Below are 16658 nucleotides of genomic sequence, written 5' to 3' on the forward strand. Positions count from 1 at the left end.
TTATATTGTTAATGCGTACTGAACCAAATTTGCGCCCATTTTTAAGGCCTTATTTCTGCTCTCTTGCGTATCTGTAGGATATGTTCCTAGATCCTCCCAACCATTGCCTAAATCGCTCTCAAAAGTGTAATAACAAACAACTCTGCCTTTCCAAATCAAAGCGAAACCCTGTGGTCTTTTTCCATCGTGTTCGTGAATTTTGGGTAAGCCGTTTGGGAATTTAAACTTTTGATTATAAATTTTATGATTTACAGGTAACTCTACAAAACTCAACTCAGGAAAGACCTTTTTCATCTGAGGTCGAATAAACTTATCCAATCCGTAATTATCATCGATATGCAGAAAACCACCTCCGGTTAAATATTTGCGCAAATTGGACGCCTCTTGATCGTTGAAAACAACGTTGCCATGTCCTGTTAAGTAAACGAATGGATAGCTAAAAAGTTCAGCACTGCCAACTTCTACCACCACCTCGTCGGGTGCGAAGTTTGTAGACAGGTTTTTATTGCAGAAATCTATAAGATTTGGAAGCGCTGTTCTGTTTCCGTACCAATCTCCACCTCCGGCATACTTAAGTTTGCCCATTTTATAGGTAGGGGCCTTAAAACTAGACAGAAAGATTAAAGATAAAAGAATAAGGATAAAAGAATAAGAACGAAATAAGCAAAAAGGGTTACAGTTATTTTTGGAAATACTGAATATTTTTTTAATCCTTGTTCCTTGCTCCTTAGTCATTAATCCTATTTAAAAAATTAACCTCGAAACATCCCGCTAAAGCAGCTGTTTCTGTTCGTAACCTGGTATTACCTAAAGTTACGGGTTTATATCCATTCTGCAAAGCAATCTCAAGTTCGGCAGGGCTAAAATCTCCCTCTGGGCCAATTAAAAGCAGGCAAGTTTCTGTAGGTTTGATTAACTGATTAATATAGCTTTTATCACCATCCATACAATGTGCGATAAGTTTATTCCCATGGCTCTGTTTAGCTAAAAACTGTGCAAACGTTACGGCTTGATTAACTTTAGGATGATATGCTGTTAGGGACTGTTTTACTGCTGCAGTAACAACTTTTTCTAATCGATCTTCCTTAACAATTTTCCGTTCAGAACGGTCGCAAATGATTGGGGTAATTTCATCTATTCCTATCTCGGTGGCTTTTTCTAAAAACCACTCAAGTCTGTCGATGTTTTTTGTAGGTGCTATTGCGATATGAAGGTAATGATTTCGCTTGCCAAAATCGCTCTGCTTATTAACAACCTTCAGTTGAACATTTTTTTTGTTAATGTTAGTTAATTCTGCTTCATATAAGCCACCCACACCATCTATTAAATGAACAACATCACCAACTTCGAGTCTCAAAACTCTGCTACAATGTTTACTTTCCTCTTCATTTAAGGTGTAGGTGTCGTTGGCAATATCTGGTGTGTAAAAAACTTGCATTATTTTCTAATGCAAGTCTACCATATCACTCTTATTAATAACTAATTCGAGCTTGATTGTTTCGATATTTTGTTCTGTTTTTTTAAGAATGGTAAACAAATAACCATAACATTCTTCACTGTCGCCCACCTCTGGTATTTTACCAAATGCATGCGAGACTAATCCGCCGACGGTATCAAAATCTTCATCTTCTGGCAAATCATGAGGTAAATGCTCGTTAACATCATAAACGGTAGCATAAGCATTTATAACAAATTCCGTTTCAGAAATTTTCTCCACATTTGGTTTTTCCTCATCGTACTCGTCTTGGATTTCGCCGACAATTTCTTCTACAATATCCTCTAATGTTACCATACCAGCAGTTCCACCAAATTCATCAATAACAATGGCTATTTGAATGCGTTTTTGTTGTAACTCGCTTAGGAGATCGTTAATCTTTTTAGTCTCTGGCACAAAATAAGGTTTACGAATGATGTCGCTAAGCGCCCAATCCTTATTGCTTGCCAAGAGTGGTAAAACATCTTTAGCGTGAATAATACCTATAATCTTATCAATAATATCATCGTAAACTGGTAAACGAGAATAGCCCTCAGAAATAATTCTCTTCACCACCTCATCTTTTGACGTACTTAACTCGATACCAGAAATTTTGGTTCGAGGTACCATGATATTTTTAACTACACGCTCATTAAAATCGAAAACGTTTTTAATCAACTCGTGCTCATTATCTTCCAGCGCACCACTTTCTTTACCTTGATCTAAAAGGTATTGCAACTCCTCATTACTGTGCAACGACTCATGCCCACCGGCAGCATTAATTCCGAATGGTTTTAGAATTATAGTGGCTAAGCCATTTAAAGCCCAAATAAATGGTCTAAAAACAATGTAGAACACTTGCAAAGGTGCAGACACAAATAAGGTTGTAGCTACAGGCCTTTGAATTGCTAATGATTTAGGGGCAAGCTCTCCAAATACAATATGCATAATAGTAATAACAGAAAACGCAACTATTGTAGAAGCAGAGCTTACAAATGTAGCACTTACAGTTAAATCAAAACTGTTGAACATATTAAGGAAAACGGTATGTAAAACACCTTCACCAACCCAACCTAAGCCTAATGACGCCAAGGTAATACCCAATTGTGTAGCGGCTAAATATCCATCTAAATTATGAACGATATTTTTAGCCATTTTACCAACGCTACTGCCAGATTTAGCTTTTATCTCAATTTGAGAGGCTCTAACTTTTACAATTGCAAACTCTGCTGCAACGAAAAAACCATTTAAGAAAACAAGAAAAAGTGCAAATAATAAACGCCAACCTATCGAACCTCCATCGCTGTCTGTGTTAGCGACAACAACGGCTAATATTGGGGCTGGAATAAATGCACTAAGAATTGTTAATGCTGACATACTGACGGGGTAAACCATTAAGCGTTATTTCTAAATTTCTTATCGTAAAGCTCAATACTTTCTTGTATCACTTTGTGTGCATAACGTACACCTAGTAGATGTTCAATTGTAACTTGCTTTTCTTCTAATGCCTTATAATCTTGAAAGAATTTAACGATTTCTTTCATCGTGTGTGGTGGCAATTCGTGTAAATCGTTAATGTAGTTAACAGACATATCGTTTTTTGCTACCGCGATAATTTTATCATCTTGCTCCCCATTATCCACCATGTGCATTACACCGATAACTTTCGCTTCGATAATGGTCATTGGGTAAACATCTACAGAGCATAATACTAAAATATCCAATGGGTCATTATCATCACAATATGTTTGTGGGATAAAGCCATAGTTTGCCGGATACATTACAGACGAAAACAAAACCCTATCTAACTTAATTAAGTTAGAGTCTTTGTCAATCTCGTACTTCGCTTTAGAACCTTTAGGAATTTCGATAATTGCATTTACAACTTCAGGCAAGTTTTGACCTGGAGATACGCTGTGCCACGGATGGTGATCTTCTTTACTCATTTTTTTCTTCAATGTCTGGCTCATTTTCGTCGCCCACTTTTATCACTCTCTTCTTTACAAATGTAATTATTAAAGGTATGGTGGTAATTAAAATAAAGCCTATAATTATATAAACCAAATATTCTTCTATTTGTTCGGCAAATCGTTTGCCTAAAAAATATCCCAACAAAGTTAATGAAGCAATCCATAAAATTGCACCAAGTATGTTATAAAATGCAAATTTTCTGATATCGAGCTTAACAACGCCAGCAAAAATTGGTGCAAAGGTTCTAACTATTGGTACAAAACGCCCCATAATTAAAGCAAAGGCACCTTGTTTTCTGTAATATTGCTCTGCCGCTAGTAAATATCTCTTCTTAAAAAAGAAAGTATCCTTACGCTTGTACAGTACAGGGCCTGTTTTACGTCCAAACCAGTAACCGGTAAAATTGCCGGCAATTGCTGATATAATTAAACTAAAAATTAGCACAGAAATGTTTACATCTAGCTTACCTGTAGCTACAAACATGCCTGCCAAAAATAATAGATAATCTCCTGGAAGGAAGAAGCCAAAGAACAAACCTGTCTCGGCGAATATTACAAATACAACAACGTAAAAACCACCCTCGCGTAAAAGCTTCTCAGGGTCGATAAAATGCTGTAATGAATTCCAGAATTCTTGCATAGTTAGATTATTTGTAAAACTACAAATAATAATCTATATGAAGTTTATATCAAATTTAAAATAATTGATGGATAAACTCCTAGCAATAAGGTAACTATTACCGACAACACCAAAACTAACTTATACTGCATTGGTGTGTTCAACTCTACTTCTTCGCCATCCTTAAACCACACTGCTATAATTACCTTAAAATAGTAATAGAAGCCTACTAATGCATTTAAAATAGCAATTACAACTAAAGCAGTTTGGTAGTTCTCCATTACGTTTAAAAACATAAGGTATTTACCTATAAAACCAGCAGTTAGCGGGATACCTGCTAAAGACAACATTGCTACGGTTAGTGAAAACGCCGCTAACGGGTTTCGTTTACCCAAACCATTAAAGCTTTCGATACTATCGCTACCTGTTTTTTGTTTAACCAAAATTAAAATAGCAAAGGCAATAATACTTGCAAAGGTATAAGCAGCAGCATAAACTAGTACATTACTTGCAGAGTTTGCAGTAAGTACCACTAGTGAGAATAACAAATAACCTGCGTGAGAAATACTAGAGTAAGCTAACATTCTCTTGAAGTTTTTTTGGTATAATGCAGTAATGTTACCTACACACAAAGTGATAATGACAATTACCATTAATGCAGGCATCCAGAAATCGTGTAACGGCTCGAAAGCACCGGCAAACAATCTTAAAAACGCAGCGAAACCTGCCGTTTTAACAACAGTTGACATAAATGCTGTAATTAAAGATGGTGAGCCTTCGTAAACATCCGGTGTCCAGAAGTGAAAAGGTGCAGCGCCAACTTTAAAGCAAAGCCCAATCATCATTAAAATGATGCCCGGGTAGAATAATGGCGAAACAGATTTTACATTATTAACCAGGTTTTGTTGAATAACAGTAATATCGAAAGATCCTGTTGCGCCGTAAATCAAGGCAATACCAAATAACAAAAATCCGGTAGAAAAAGCGCCCATTAAGAAATATTTCAAAGAAGCTTCGTTTGACGCGAAGTTAAGTTTTCGAATACCTGCTAAAATGTACAAACTAACCGACATAATCTCCAACCCGACGAAAAGCATAGCCATATTCTGGTACGAAACCATAATAATCATTCCTGTTAAGGCAAAAAGAATTAACGTGAAATATTCTGCTACATTCTCACTGTCTTTAGCAAAATAGTTCTGGGTTAGCAAAAAGATAAATAAGGTTCCAATTATGGTAATCGATGAAAATGCCAAGGCGAAATTATCCATCTGCATCATCCCAAAATAAGTTGCATTAGTACCCCAAGCACTTGCAGCAAAACCCAAGGCTACTAAAAGACCTAAAATGGTAAGCGGTAATAAAGCCTTTTTTGCTTTAAACAAACCCGCATAAAGTACTACTAAAGCCGAAACGGCAATGGTTATAATTATATTCATTTTAGTTTACGCCTGTTAATTTTTGATTTACTTGATCTAATAACTGTTGTACCGATGCCTCTGAAAGGTGAAGTATTGGTTTTGGATAAACACCCATAACAACTATTAAAACGCAAATAGTGTATAATACAATTTTCTCTGTTCCTTTAATATCTGTAAATGTTAAGGTAAGTTCGTTAGTTGTGCCCAACATTACCCTTTGATACATTCTTAGCATATAAACCGCTCCGAATATAATGGTGAGACCAGCGATGGCCCCCATCCAAATATTATGAGTGTAAACGCTATAAAGTAGCAAGAACTCGCCGACAAAACCGTTTGTGCCTGGCAAGGCAACTGTACCTAACACGATAATTAAAAATGTAATTGCTAATTGTGGTGCTACCTTAGCTAAACCACCAAGCTCTTCTATTTTGTTAGTTTTAAGTTGAGATGAAATAATATCCAGTACAAAAAACAAACCGATAACATTAACCCCGTGACTTAACATTTGCACCATTGTACCTTGCAAACCTTGCGTGGTTAAGGTAAAAATACCTGCTGCAATTAAACCAACGTGGCCAATAGAAGAATAGGCAACCAAACGTTTGGCATTCTTTTGTTTAAATGCGATAATGGACGCGTAAACAATACCAATTACCGAAAGTATAAGTGCTAAACAAGCCCAGTCATTTACACCTTGTGGTACAATTGGCAACAACCATCTTACTACACCATAAATACCCATCTTTAGCATAATACCAGATAACAGCATTGTTCCTGTTGTAGGTGCTTCTGTGTAGGTGTCTGGTTGCCAAGTATGGAAAGGAAAAATCGGCATTTTAATAGCAAACGCAATAAAAAACGCCCAGAAAACCCATCCTTGATGATAAGAATCCAATTTTAAAGCATAAAATGCATTAATGTCAAAATTATTAGATGGGTTTTGTAAATACAGGTAAATGATACCCAAAAGCATAAAAAGCGATCCGGCGATGGTGTAAACAAAAAACTTCATGTTTACTTTAATTCTATCTTTTCCGCCCCACATTGCACAAATAAAGTATACGGGAATTAATGCAGCTTCCCAACCAATGTAAAACAAGAATGCATCTAAGGCAACAAACACCAAGATTAAACCGGTTTGCATAAACAAAATCAAGGCATAAAACGCGTTTGAATTTTTATAGTCGTGTTTAAAGCTGGCTAGAATAATTAATGGCATTAAAACATTGGTTAAAATAACCGTAATCATGCTAATACCATCTACACCAACATTAAAGTTTATCCCTAATTGTGGAATCCATGTGTAGTTCAACGCAAATTGTGTACTCGCATCTGGCTTAAACTGAGTTAACATGCCAATAGTAACGCAAAGCGATAGAAGCGAAAATAGTAAAGCGCTTACTTTAGCCGAGCCCCCTTTAATAAAGGAAGTGACAATTGCTCCTGCTAGTGGTAAAAATATAAGTAGTAAAAGTTCCATTTATAATTATTGAACCGTTATTAGGCGATAAAAAAATAGGTGTACGATAGTAAAGCGATGATACCAAGCACCATCATAAATATATAAAAGCCAACATTACCCGATTGTAAAAGTCGTAAACCTTTACTTCCTTCGGTCGCTGTCCATCCAAACCCGTTAACTAAACCGTCGACCAGTTTTTTATCAATTACACGATAGAAGAATTTAGATAATGCATCTAAAGGTTTTCTGATAATCGTATCGTAAATTTCGTCTAAATAAAATTTGTTATAAGAGATTTTTGCCAATGCCGAACGTTCCGTTTCATCAGATACAGGAACATGGGCATTTTTAACATATTTAGTATAAGCAAAAATTAAAGCTACCACTGCGGCTAAAACAGATACGCCCATCAAGGCATATTCTGTAGTATGATCTAAAGTTAATGCATGTTGCTTAATATTTGCGCCCTGCAACCAATGCTCTAACCAAGCGTTTCCGCCAAATACGTGTGGAATATTGATTGCACCACCAATTGCAGCCAAAATAGCTAACACAATCAATGGGAATGTCATTGTGCTTGGCGACTCGTGTACTTTATCTTCGGCATAATGCGTGTTTCTATATTTTCCGAAGAAAGTTAAAAACATCATTCTGAACATGTAAAAGGCAGTTAAGAATGCTGTTAGTAATCCTATTGCCCACAACACTTTATTTTCTTGGAAAGCATGCGCCAAAATCTCATCCTTAGAGAAAAAACCTGAGAAGGGAGGTAAGCCGGCAATTGCTATGGTACCAATCATCATGGTAGCAAAAGTAGTTTTCAATTTTCCTTTTAATCCACCCATGTGGCGCATATCTTGCTCGTGGTGCATAGCATGAATTACAGAACCTGCTCCTAAGAATAAAAGTGCCTTAAAAAATGCGTGAGTTAATACATGGAAGAAAGATCCTGTATAAGCGCCAACACCTAAGCCTAAAAACATATAACCTAACTGAGATACGGTTGAGTAAGCCAAAACCTTTTTAATGTCTGTTTGCGTTAACGCGATGATAGCTGCGATTAAAGCTGTAGCTGTTCCAACAACTGCAATGATATCTTGCGTAGTTGGTGCCAATTCAAATAAAACGCTAGAACGAGCAATCATATAAATACCGGCTGTAACCATGGTAGCAGCGTGGATTAACGCAGATACAGGCGTTGGACCGGCCATTGCATCTGGCAACCACGTAAATAGGGGTAGCTGTGCAGATTTACCGCAGGCACCAATAAATAATAAAATAGTAATTAGCGTTAAAGTTCCAGCGCCCGGCATCATTGCTGCCGCCTTAGGAAAAACCTGAGCAAACTCTATACTACCAAATGTAGTGAAGATTAAAAACACACCTAAAAGGAAACCTAAATCTCCAATTCTGTTCATTACAAATGCCTTTTTAGCCGCACTTGCGTAACTGCTGTTGGTATACCAAAAACCGATTAATAGGTAAGAACATAAACCTACGCCCTCCCAACCTATAAACATAACGATATAGTTTGAGCCTAAAACCAATACCAACATAAAGAAGATAAATAGATTTAAATAGGCGAAAAACTTACCAAAACCGGCATCTTCATGCATGTAACCAATAGAGTAGATATGGATTAAAAATCCAACTCCGGTTATAATCAATAACATAATTGCGCTAAGTGGATCGTATAAAAACGATAAAGGAACATGTAAATTCCCTGCGCTAATCCAATCAAAAAGATCTACGTTAAATTGCTTTTGCGTTGCACCGCCAAGTTCGAAAAACATCAACAAGCTTAACACGAAAGAAGCTAAAATTACACCACTTCCAACTAAACCTATCAAGCTTTTGCCTAAGGTGTTTCTTCCCAGACCATTAATTACAAAGCCTAATAGCGGGAGCAAAGGAACTAACCAAAGTAAACTATTTATCATCCTTGTCTTCTATTATTTTACCACTTAAGGCGATTTAAAACATTAATATCTACTGATTGCGTATTTCTGTAAACCATTACTATAATAGCCAAACCTACTGCTACTTCTGCAGCGGCTAAAGCCATAATAAAGAATACGAATATTTGTCCCGAGGGATCATTATGATGTACTGAAAAAGCAGTAAGCAACAAATTAACTGCATTTAACATCAACTCTACCGACATAAAAATAACAATTGCATTTCTACGGGTTAGCACGCCAATTACACCTATGGTAAAAATAATTGCACTTAACCAAATATAATGGTTAAGCGGAACTGCTTGCATGGTTTGCATAAAATTACCCATTTGCTTTTTCTTCCTTTTTAGTTAACAATACAGCACCAACCATAGCTGCCAATAATAAAATCGAACATAATTCGAACGGCAACATAAACGGACCGAATAATTCTTTACCTAAGTTTTTAACCAAACCTAAATTCGGGTTTTTTAAAACCATCGGACTATTAATAGCTACTGCTTTAAAAGAGCCTACCAAGGTTACTGCCAAACATCCGCCAGCAATTACGCCTAGTATCTTCACAAACGCAGATTTATTTGGCTCGTTTTCTTTGTTGAGATTAAGTAGCATCAGAACGAAAAGAAACAATACCATAATAGCCCCCATATACACAATGAAGTTTACAACAGCCAAAAATTGTGCATTTAATAACACATAGTGAACTGTAAATGTAAAGAAGGTAACAATTAGGTATAGCACACTGTGGATAGGATTTTTTGCAAAAATCACCATCAGTGAAAATATGATACTTAATGTTGCTACTACATAGAATACTGATGTACCCATTAATTTTTTTGTTTAGTTTATTTATTTTTCCGTCATCCTGAGCTTGTTTCAGGATCCATTAGTCTGATGCTGAAATAAATTCAGCATGACGAACTTTCTATTATTTCTATTTAACCTCCAACGGAGCTTCTACTAATTTATCTTTACCGTAGATAAAATCCTTACGTAAATAATCAGAAGGTACAATCGGACCATCTAAATAAATAGCTTCTTTAGGACAGGCTTCTTCGCACAAACCGCAAAAGATGCAACGCAACATGTTAATTTCATAAGTGGCGGCATATTTCTCTTCGCGATACAAATCTTTTTCTTCTGGTTTACGTTCTGCAGCAATCATAGTAATTGCTTCTGCAGGGCAAGATAATGCACATAAACCACAAGCAGTACAACGCTCACGTCCTTCTTCGTCTCTTTTTAAAGAGTGCATTCCTCGCCAATTGATAGAAAATTCTCTTTCAACCTCTGGATATTTTATCGTTGAGCTTTTCTTAAAGAAGTGGCCCATTGTAGTACCCAAACCTTTTAATATTGCGGGCAAATACATACGCTCTGCCAAATTAAGTGGCTTTTGCTCTAGTACTTTTTTCTTATTACTTAATGATTCCATGTCTCCTCCTTAAAATTTAATTACCGCGATAACAATTCCTGTAATTACAATATTCGCAATAGCCAATGGTATTAAAACCTTCCATCCTAAATTCATTAACTGATCATAACGGAAACGAGGGATTGTCCAACGAACCCACATAAAGAAGAAAATGAAAGCAAAAATCTTCAAGAAAAACGCAAGCGTTCCGAAAATCGCAGCCAAGTTTGGCGTTACCCAGCTCAAGCCTGCAACCGTATCCATAAAAGGATAGTTATATCCACCGAAATATAATGTTGCCATTACCGCGGAAGAAACAAACATATTGATATACTCGGCAAAAAGGTAAAAACCTAGCTTCATTGAAGAATATTCTGTGTGGTAACCACCAATTAACTCGGTTTCACACTCAGGTAAATCGAACGGTGCACGGTTTGTTTCAGCAAAAGAGCAAACCATAAAAATCAAAAATCCTAATGGCTGTACCCAAACGTTCCAGCCAAATCCATGTTGCTGTTCTACAATTTCCTTAAGGCTTAAACTGTTTGTTACTAAAAGCAAAGCGATGATAGATAAACCCATTGCAATCTCATAACTGATATTTTGTGATGCTGCTCTAATAGCACTTAACAAAGAATATTTATTATTCGATGCCCAACCACCAATCATTACACCATAAACACCTAAAGAAACCACGCCAAAGATATACAGTACACCAACGTTGATATCAGTAACTTGTAATGGAACAACTCGTCCACCAATGTTTAAGTCCTGTCCCCAAGGAATAACTGCTGTACCAATACAAGCACATAACATAGCTAAACCCGGACCAACCATAAACAACCATTTGCTGGCGTTACCTGGAATGATTTCCTCTTTCATAAACATCTTTACCCCATCGGCTAAAGGCTGTAAAATACCAAAGGGACCAGCTCTATCCGGGCCTAAACGATCTTGTAAAAAAGCGGCAACTTTTCGCTCTGCATAAGTAGAATACATTGCTATTACCAAACTGATGGCAAATAGCGCCGTTACCAGTGCAAATTTTTCGATTACAAAATTTATATCCATTAGAATTTACTGGTTTTTTCTAGTTCAACTTGATTCGCCTTCTGTAGTGCAAGATTCTCCATAATTACTGGCAGTGGCTTAAAGGTTTCGTAATGGTTTGACGCAATTACAGAAGTATCTGGGATATGCGTTGGCTGTTCAATATTCCAATCTGAAGTTGCCTTTTTCTCAAAACGACAAGTATTACAAATGAATGATTCTACTTCGCCAAACTGATCTTTACGAGCAGTAACACGTAGAACATCAGCACCTTTATACCACAACGTAACCTGACCATTACATTTCTCATGATCGCAATTTCTGTGCGCATCTACAGGTTTTGTGAACCAAACACGGTTTTTGAACCTAAATGTTTTGTCTGTTAAAGCGCCTACTGGGCAAACATCAATTACGTTTCCAGAGAAATCGTTATCGACAGCAGTTTGTATGTAGGTAGAAATTTCTGAATGATCGCCACGATTTAATATACCGTGAACGCGTTTATTGGTGATTTGATCGGCAGTAAATACACAACGGTAGCACAAAATGCATCGATTCATGTGTAACTGAATTTTATCACCTATATCAATTCTATCAAAAGTACGACGCTCAAATTCGTATCTGGTTTTTTGCAAACCATGCTCATAGCCTAAATTTTGTAAATCGCATTCGCCTGCTTGGTCGCACACTGGGCAATCTAGTGGATGGTTAATCAATAACATTTCCACTACCCCACTTCTAGCTTCCAAAACTTCTGGCGAAGTAATATTTTGCACTTCCATACCGTCCATCACTGTGGTACGGCAAGAAGCTACCAATTTTGGCATTGGGCGAGGATCTTTCTCAGAACCCTTACTTACTTTCACAATACAAGTACGGCATTTACCACCACTGCCTTCAAGCTTCGAATAATAGCACATTGCAGGTGGCACAATATCTCCTCCTATTTGCCTTGCAGCATTTAGAATACTTGTACCCGGCGCTACTTCTACCGTGATTCCATCTATGGTAACTTTCATTAAATCAGCCATGATTAAGAATTATCCTGTTTAACTTCCTCTTCTTTTTTCTCTATCGGATTAGCATAATTTGCTAAACCATAGTTGCTGGTTTGACTTTTACTTGGCTCTTTTACATGCCATTCAAACTCATCTCTAAAATGTCTAATTGCACTTGCAACTGGCCAAGCCGCTGCATCGCCCAACGGACAAATTGTATTTCCTTCTATCTTTTTAGACACATCTACCAATAAGTCGATATCACTCATTTTTCCGTGCCCAAATTCTAATCTATGCAATACTTTTTCTAACCATCCAGTTCCCTCACGACAAGGAGAACATTGTCCACAGCTTTCGTGGTGATAGAAACGAGAGAAATTCCATGTATTTCTAACAATACACTGATCCTCATCAAAAGCAATAAAACCGCCTGAACCCATCATTGTTCCAGTGGCAAAACCACCTTCAGCTAATGATTCGTAACTCATTAAACGAGGTTCGCCATTAGCATATTTTAAAGTTAAGTTAGCAGGTAAAATTGGCACCGAAGAACCACCTGCAACCGTAGCTTTTAATCTTTTGCCATTAGCAATACCACCGCAATATTCGTCAGAATAGATAAATTCTTCAACTGGTAAGCCTAACTCAATTTCGTAAACGCCTGGTTTAACTAAATTACCCGAAGCAGATATCAGTTTTGTTCCTGTACTTCTTCCGATACCAACTTTAGCATACTCATCGCCACCATCATTAATAATCGGTACTACAGCCGCAATAGATTCTACGTTATTAACCACTGTTGGGCAACCATATAAACCGGCAATAGCTGGAAATGGCGGTTTAATACGTGGATTACCTCTTTTTCCTTCTAATGATTCCAACAACGCAGTCTCTTCTCCGCAAATGTAAGCTCCACCACCAGATTGAACATAAAGCTCAAGATCATAACCAGAACCTAATATATTTTTACCCAAAAAACCAGCAGCCTTAGCTTCAGCAATTGCTTTCTCTAGTATACGGATTTGAGGCATCATCTCTCCACGTACATAGATGTAAGAAGTGTTGGCGCCTAAGGCAAAGCTAGATACAATCATCCCCTCAATTAAAGCATGAGGTATGTATGTCATCAAATATCTATCCTTAAATGTACCTGGCTCAGATTCATCGGCATTACACACCAAGTAACGAGCAACACCTTCTGGCTTAGCCAAAAAGCTCCACTTCATTCCGGTAGGAAAACCTGCACCACCGCGACCGCGTAAGCCAGACTTCTTTACTTCCTCTACCACTTCATCGGGTGTTAAGGTTTTTAACGCCTTTTCTACAGCACGGTAACCACCCTTTTGGCGGTAAACTTCTAGCGTATTAATGCCAGGTACGTTAATATGTTCTAGTAATAGTTTACGTCCCATTATTTCTTGCGTAAATCGTCTATCAATGTATCTACAGATTGTGGCGTAAGGTTCTCGTAGAAAGTGTATTCTGGGCCAATTTGTAAAACCGGGCCAAAACCGCAAGCAGCTAAACACTCTACACCTCTCCAACTGAAAAGACCATCTGCTGTTACTTCTCCTTCTTTAACGCCTAAATTCTGCTCTATATGGTCCATAATTTTTTCGGCACCTACTAAACAACATGGTCCAGTACGGCAAACCTCCAAAACATATTTACCTTTTGGCTGCAAAAAGTACATGGTATAAAACGAAGCCACTTCATAAACCTCAATAGGCTCTATATTTAAGTACGCCGCCACTTTATCCATTGCTGGTGCGCTTGTCCAACCAAATTCTGCTTGTACCAAATGTAAAATTGGCAGCAAAGCTGATTTTTGCTTACCAGCCGGGTATCTTTTTACAATCTCATCAAAACTAGCAATTAATGCCGATGAGAATTCTACAGGTTGTGTTTCTTCTACTTTAAGCATCTAATTCTCCTGCAATAATATTCATGCTACTCATGTTAATAATGGCATCTGATAAAAGCATACCTTCACTCATTTTGGCAAACATCGAATAATTAATAAAACTCGGCCTTCTAAAGTGCAAACGATAAGGTGTTCTACCTCCATCGTTAATCAGATAAAATCCAAGCTCTCCGTTACCACCTTCTACAGCGTGGTAAACTTCCGCCTTTGGCGCATCAATTTCTCCCATCACAATTTTAAAGTGATAGATTAATGCTTCCATATTGTTGTATACTTCTTCTTTTCCTGGCAAGTAGAATTCTGGCACATCGGCATGAAAAATGCCTTTTGGCTCAGCTTTTAATTTTTCCATTGCCTGCTGAATGATGTTAACACTTTGCCACATCTCCTCGTTACGCACCAAATAACGATCGTAAATATCGCCACTAGTACCTACCGGGATTTCAAAATCAAAATCTTGATAAGATGAGTAAGGTTCGCTAACGCGAACGTCATAATCTACGCCTGTTGAACGTAAAAGCGGACCAGTCCACCCGAAACTTAAAGCATTTTCTTGAGTTACTTCGGCAACGCCGGCAGTACGATCAATAAAAATACGGTTACGGTTCAACAAACCTTCAAACTCTTTTAATGCTACTGGAAATTCCTTTAAAAACTTATTGATTTTCGCAAAAGCGATATCATTAAAATCTCTTTCTAATCCACCGATACGACCGATATTTGTTGTTAAACGAGCACCACAGATCTCTTCAAAAATCTCGTAAATGTGCTCTCTGTACTGGAACAAGTAAAGGAAGGTTGTTGTTGCGCCGGTATCTTGCGCAATAATGGTATTGCAAATAATATGGTCTGCAATCCTAGACAATTCCATTACAATTACGCGAAGGTAATCTACACGTTTTGGAATCTGAATATTTAGCAGTTTCTCTACAGTCATGTGCCAACCCATGTTATTAATTGGCGATGAACAATAGTTTAAACGATCTGTTAATGGTGTAATTTGATAAAATGGGCGGTGTTCTGCAATTTTTTCAAACGCTCTATGGATGTATCCGATAGTAGAAACACCGCTTACAATACGCTCGCCATCTAACTGCAATACGTTTTGGAAAACACCGTGTGTTGCAGGGTGAGTTGGGCCTAAATTTAGGGTTACCAATTCGCTCTGCGGATCATTATCTGTATATACTGGTTGATTATGCTTCATATGGTTTATCTACCAAAGTATTCGTCTTTTTTATCAACTCTGTTTGGATCTTCTAATGGATATTGTTTAAGCATAGGATGTACGCCTAAATCGTCCATGTTCAAGATCCTTCTTAAATCTGGGTGCCCTTCGAATTTAACGCCGAAAAAATCATAAGTCTCTCTTTCCATCCAATTTGCCGAGTTCCACAAAGCAGAAGCAGTTGGAATAGTAGGTTCGTTCTCATCTATAAAAACCTTTACGCGGGTCCTTATCCCACTTACCATACTATGTAAATGATAAACAACTGCGATTTTCCCTTGTTCAGGATAATGAACCGCTGTAATATCTGTAAGAAAGTTGAAGTTAATTTTTGCATTTTCCTTTAAAAAAGACAATACCTCAACGATTTTGTCTTTAGTAGTAGAAAAAGTGAGTAATCCGTAAGGTTCTGTTACATCAAAAAGTTGTTCGCCAAATTTTTCACCCAGCAAATCTATAACTTCTGTATTTGTTGCTTTTGCCATTAATCTATACCGTAAGAGGCCAACATTTCTTTATACTGATCAGAGTGTCTTCTTCTGCCAGACTCGTTTTTAACAAGCTCCTGTATCTTACCAAAACCATCTAAAATAGCTTCTGGGCGAGGAGGACAACCAGGAACATAAACATCTACCGGAATAATTTCATCGATACCTTGTAAAACAGAGTAGGTATCAAAAATACCTCCGCTAGAAGCACAAGCACCAACCGCTATAACCCAACGTGGCTCGGCCATTTGTAAATATACCTGCTTTAAAACCGGACCCATTTTTTTAGCAATTGTACCCATTACCATTAAAAGATCTGCCTGACGAGGCGAAAAACTTAATCGCTCTGCGCCGAAACGACCAAAATCGTAATGAGAACCCATTGTAGCCATAAACTCGATACCACAACAAGATGTAGCAAAAGGCAAAGGCCATAAAGAATGTGATCGTGCCAAACCAATAACCTTATCTAAGGAAGTGGCAAAAAAGCCTGAGCCTTCTATGCCCGGTGGCGCATCTACTATATTGATTTCACTCATGTTATAAACAAAAAATGCTCATCCTTAATACAGAATGAGCAACAAATTTACAATATTTTAGAGGCAATTACCTGAAGCGATTGGGATTTAGAACCTTTCTAAATAACTCA

Annotated in this window: 18 protein-coding genes; all 18 read right to left on the bottom strand. The window is 37.4% G+C overall.

The genetic code is table 11. The features are described 5' to 3' along the window. On the bottom strand, positions 1–585 hold the full coding sequence (locus DUT69_RS00120) for a DUF4159 domain-containing protein (RefSeq protein WP_240186613.1): 585 nt from the start codon (positions 583–585) through the stop codon (positions 1–3). A 142-nt stretch (positions 586–727) separates the two neighbouring features. After that, complete coding sequence (locus DUT69_RS00125; protein WP_113651113.1) at positions 728–1438, bottom strand: 16S rRNA (uracil(1498)-N(3))-methyltransferase; 711 nt, start codon at positions 1436–1438, stop codon at positions 728–730. A gap of 6 nt (positions 1439–1444) precedes the next feature. Then, a complete protein-coding gene (locus DUT69_RS00130; RefSeq protein ID WP_449415911.1) occupies positions 1445–2764 on the bottom strand; it encodes a hemolysin family protein in 1320 nt (439 codons plus the stop codon). 104 nt (positions 2765–2868) lie between these two features. After that, positions 2869–3420, bottom strand: a complete 552-nt coding sequence (locus DUT69_RS00135) for an inorganic diphosphatase (protein WP_113652396.1) — start codon at positions 3418–3420, stop codon at positions 2869–2871. After that, positions 3413–4084, bottom strand: coding sequence for a DedA family protein (locus DUT69_RS00140; RefSeq protein ID WP_113651114.1), 672 nt, complete (start codon positions 4082–4084; stop codon positions 3413–3415). Before DUT69_RS00140 ends, DUT69_RS00135 begins: the two co-directional genes overlap by 8 nt. Positions 4085–4128: 44 nt before the next feature. After that, positions 4129–5502 carry an NADH-quinone oxidoreductase subunit N gene (locus DUT69_RS00145; RefSeq protein WP_113651115.1) on the bottom strand — a complete coding sequence of 458 codons (1374 nt, stop codon included), beginning with the start codon at positions 5500–5502 and terminating at the stop codon, positions 4129–4131. 1 nt (position 5503) lies between these two features. Beyond that, entirely contained in the window at positions 5504–6967 is a 1464-nt protein-coding gene (locus DUT69_RS00150) for a complex I subunit 4 family protein (RefSeq protein WP_113651116.1), read from the bottom strand. Between the two features lie 20 nt (positions 6968–6987). Continuing rightward, entirely contained in the window at positions 6988–8889 is a 1902-nt protein-coding gene (gene nuoL / locus DUT69_RS00155; protein ID WP_113651117.1) for an NADH-quinone oxidoreductase subunit L, read from the bottom strand. A gap of 17 nt (positions 8890–8906) precedes the next feature. Further along, positions 8907–9236: an NADH-quinone oxidoreductase subunit NuoK gene (nuoK, locus tag DUT69_RS00160; protein ID WP_113651118.1), complete on the bottom strand. Its 330-nt coding sequence runs from the start codon at positions 9234–9236 to the stop codon at positions 8907–8909. Continuing rightward, on the bottom strand, positions 9229–9735 hold the full coding sequence (locus tag DUT69_RS00165) for an NADH-quinone oxidoreductase subunit J family protein (RefSeq protein ID WP_113651119.1): 507 nt from the start codon (positions 9733–9735) through the stop codon (positions 9229–9231). Before DUT69_RS00165 ends, nuoK begins: the two co-directional genes overlap by 8 nt. A 106-nt stretch (positions 9736–9841) precedes the next feature. Next, positions 9842–10342, bottom strand: coding sequence for a NuoI/complex I 23 kDa subunit family protein (locus tag DUT69_RS00170; RefSeq protein ID WP_113651120.1), 501 nt, complete (start codon positions 10340–10342; stop codon positions 9842–9844). Between the two features lie 9 nt (positions 10343–10351). Then, a complete protein-coding gene (gene nuoH, locus DUT69_RS00175; RefSeq protein WP_113651121.1) occupies positions 10352–11392 on the bottom strand; it encodes an NADH-quinone oxidoreductase subunit NuoH in 1041 nt (346 codons plus the stop codon). Continuing rightward, positions 11392–12402: a 2Fe-2S iron-sulfur cluster-binding protein gene (locus DUT69_RS00180; RefSeq protein WP_113651122.1), complete on the bottom strand. Its 1011-nt coding sequence runs from the start codon at positions 12400–12402 to the stop codon at positions 11392–11394. The genes nuoH and DUT69_RS00180 overlap by 1 nt, the downstream gene beginning before the upstream one ends. A gap of 2 nt (positions 12403–12404) precedes the next feature. Further along, positions 12405–13781 carry an NADH-quinone oxidoreductase subunit NuoF gene (gene nuoF / locus DUT69_RS00185; RefSeq protein WP_113651123.1) on the bottom strand — a complete coding sequence of 459 codons (1377 nt, stop codon included), beginning with the start codon at positions 13779–13781 and terminating at the stop codon, positions 12405–12407. Next, entirely contained in the window at positions 13781–14293 is a 513-nt protein-coding gene (locus tag DUT69_RS00190; protein WP_113651124.1) for an NADH-quinone oxidoreductase subunit NuoE family protein, read from the bottom strand. The genes nuoF and DUT69_RS00190 overlap by 1 nt, the downstream gene beginning before the upstream one ends. Then, a complete protein-coding gene (locus DUT69_RS00195) occupies positions 14286–15500 on the bottom strand; it encodes an NADH-quinone oxidoreductase subunit D (RefSeq protein ID WP_113651125.1) in 1215 nt (404 codons plus the stop codon). The genes DUT69_RS00190 and DUT69_RS00195 overlap by 8 nt, the downstream gene beginning before the upstream one ends. Positions 15501–15505: 5 nt before the next feature. Then, complete coding sequence (locus tag DUT69_RS00200) at positions 15506–16006, bottom strand: NADH-quinone oxidoreductase subunit C (RefSeq protein ID WP_113651126.1); 501 nt, start codon at positions 16004–16006, stop codon at positions 15506–15508. Next, positions 16006–16548, bottom strand: a complete 543-nt coding sequence (locus DUT69_RS00205; RefSeq protein ID WP_113651127.1) for an NADH-quinone oxidoreductase subunit B — start codon at positions 16546–16548, stop codon at positions 16006–16008. The genes DUT69_RS00200 and DUT69_RS00205 overlap by 1 nt, the downstream gene beginning before the upstream one ends. Between the last annotated feature and the right edge of the window lie 110 nt (positions 16549–16658).

This window comes from Pedobacter namyangjuensis (assembly GCF_003313325.1).
GTDB lineage: Bacteria > Bacteroidota > Bacteroidia > Sphingobacteriales > Sphingobacteriaceae > Pedobacter > Pedobacter namyangjuensis.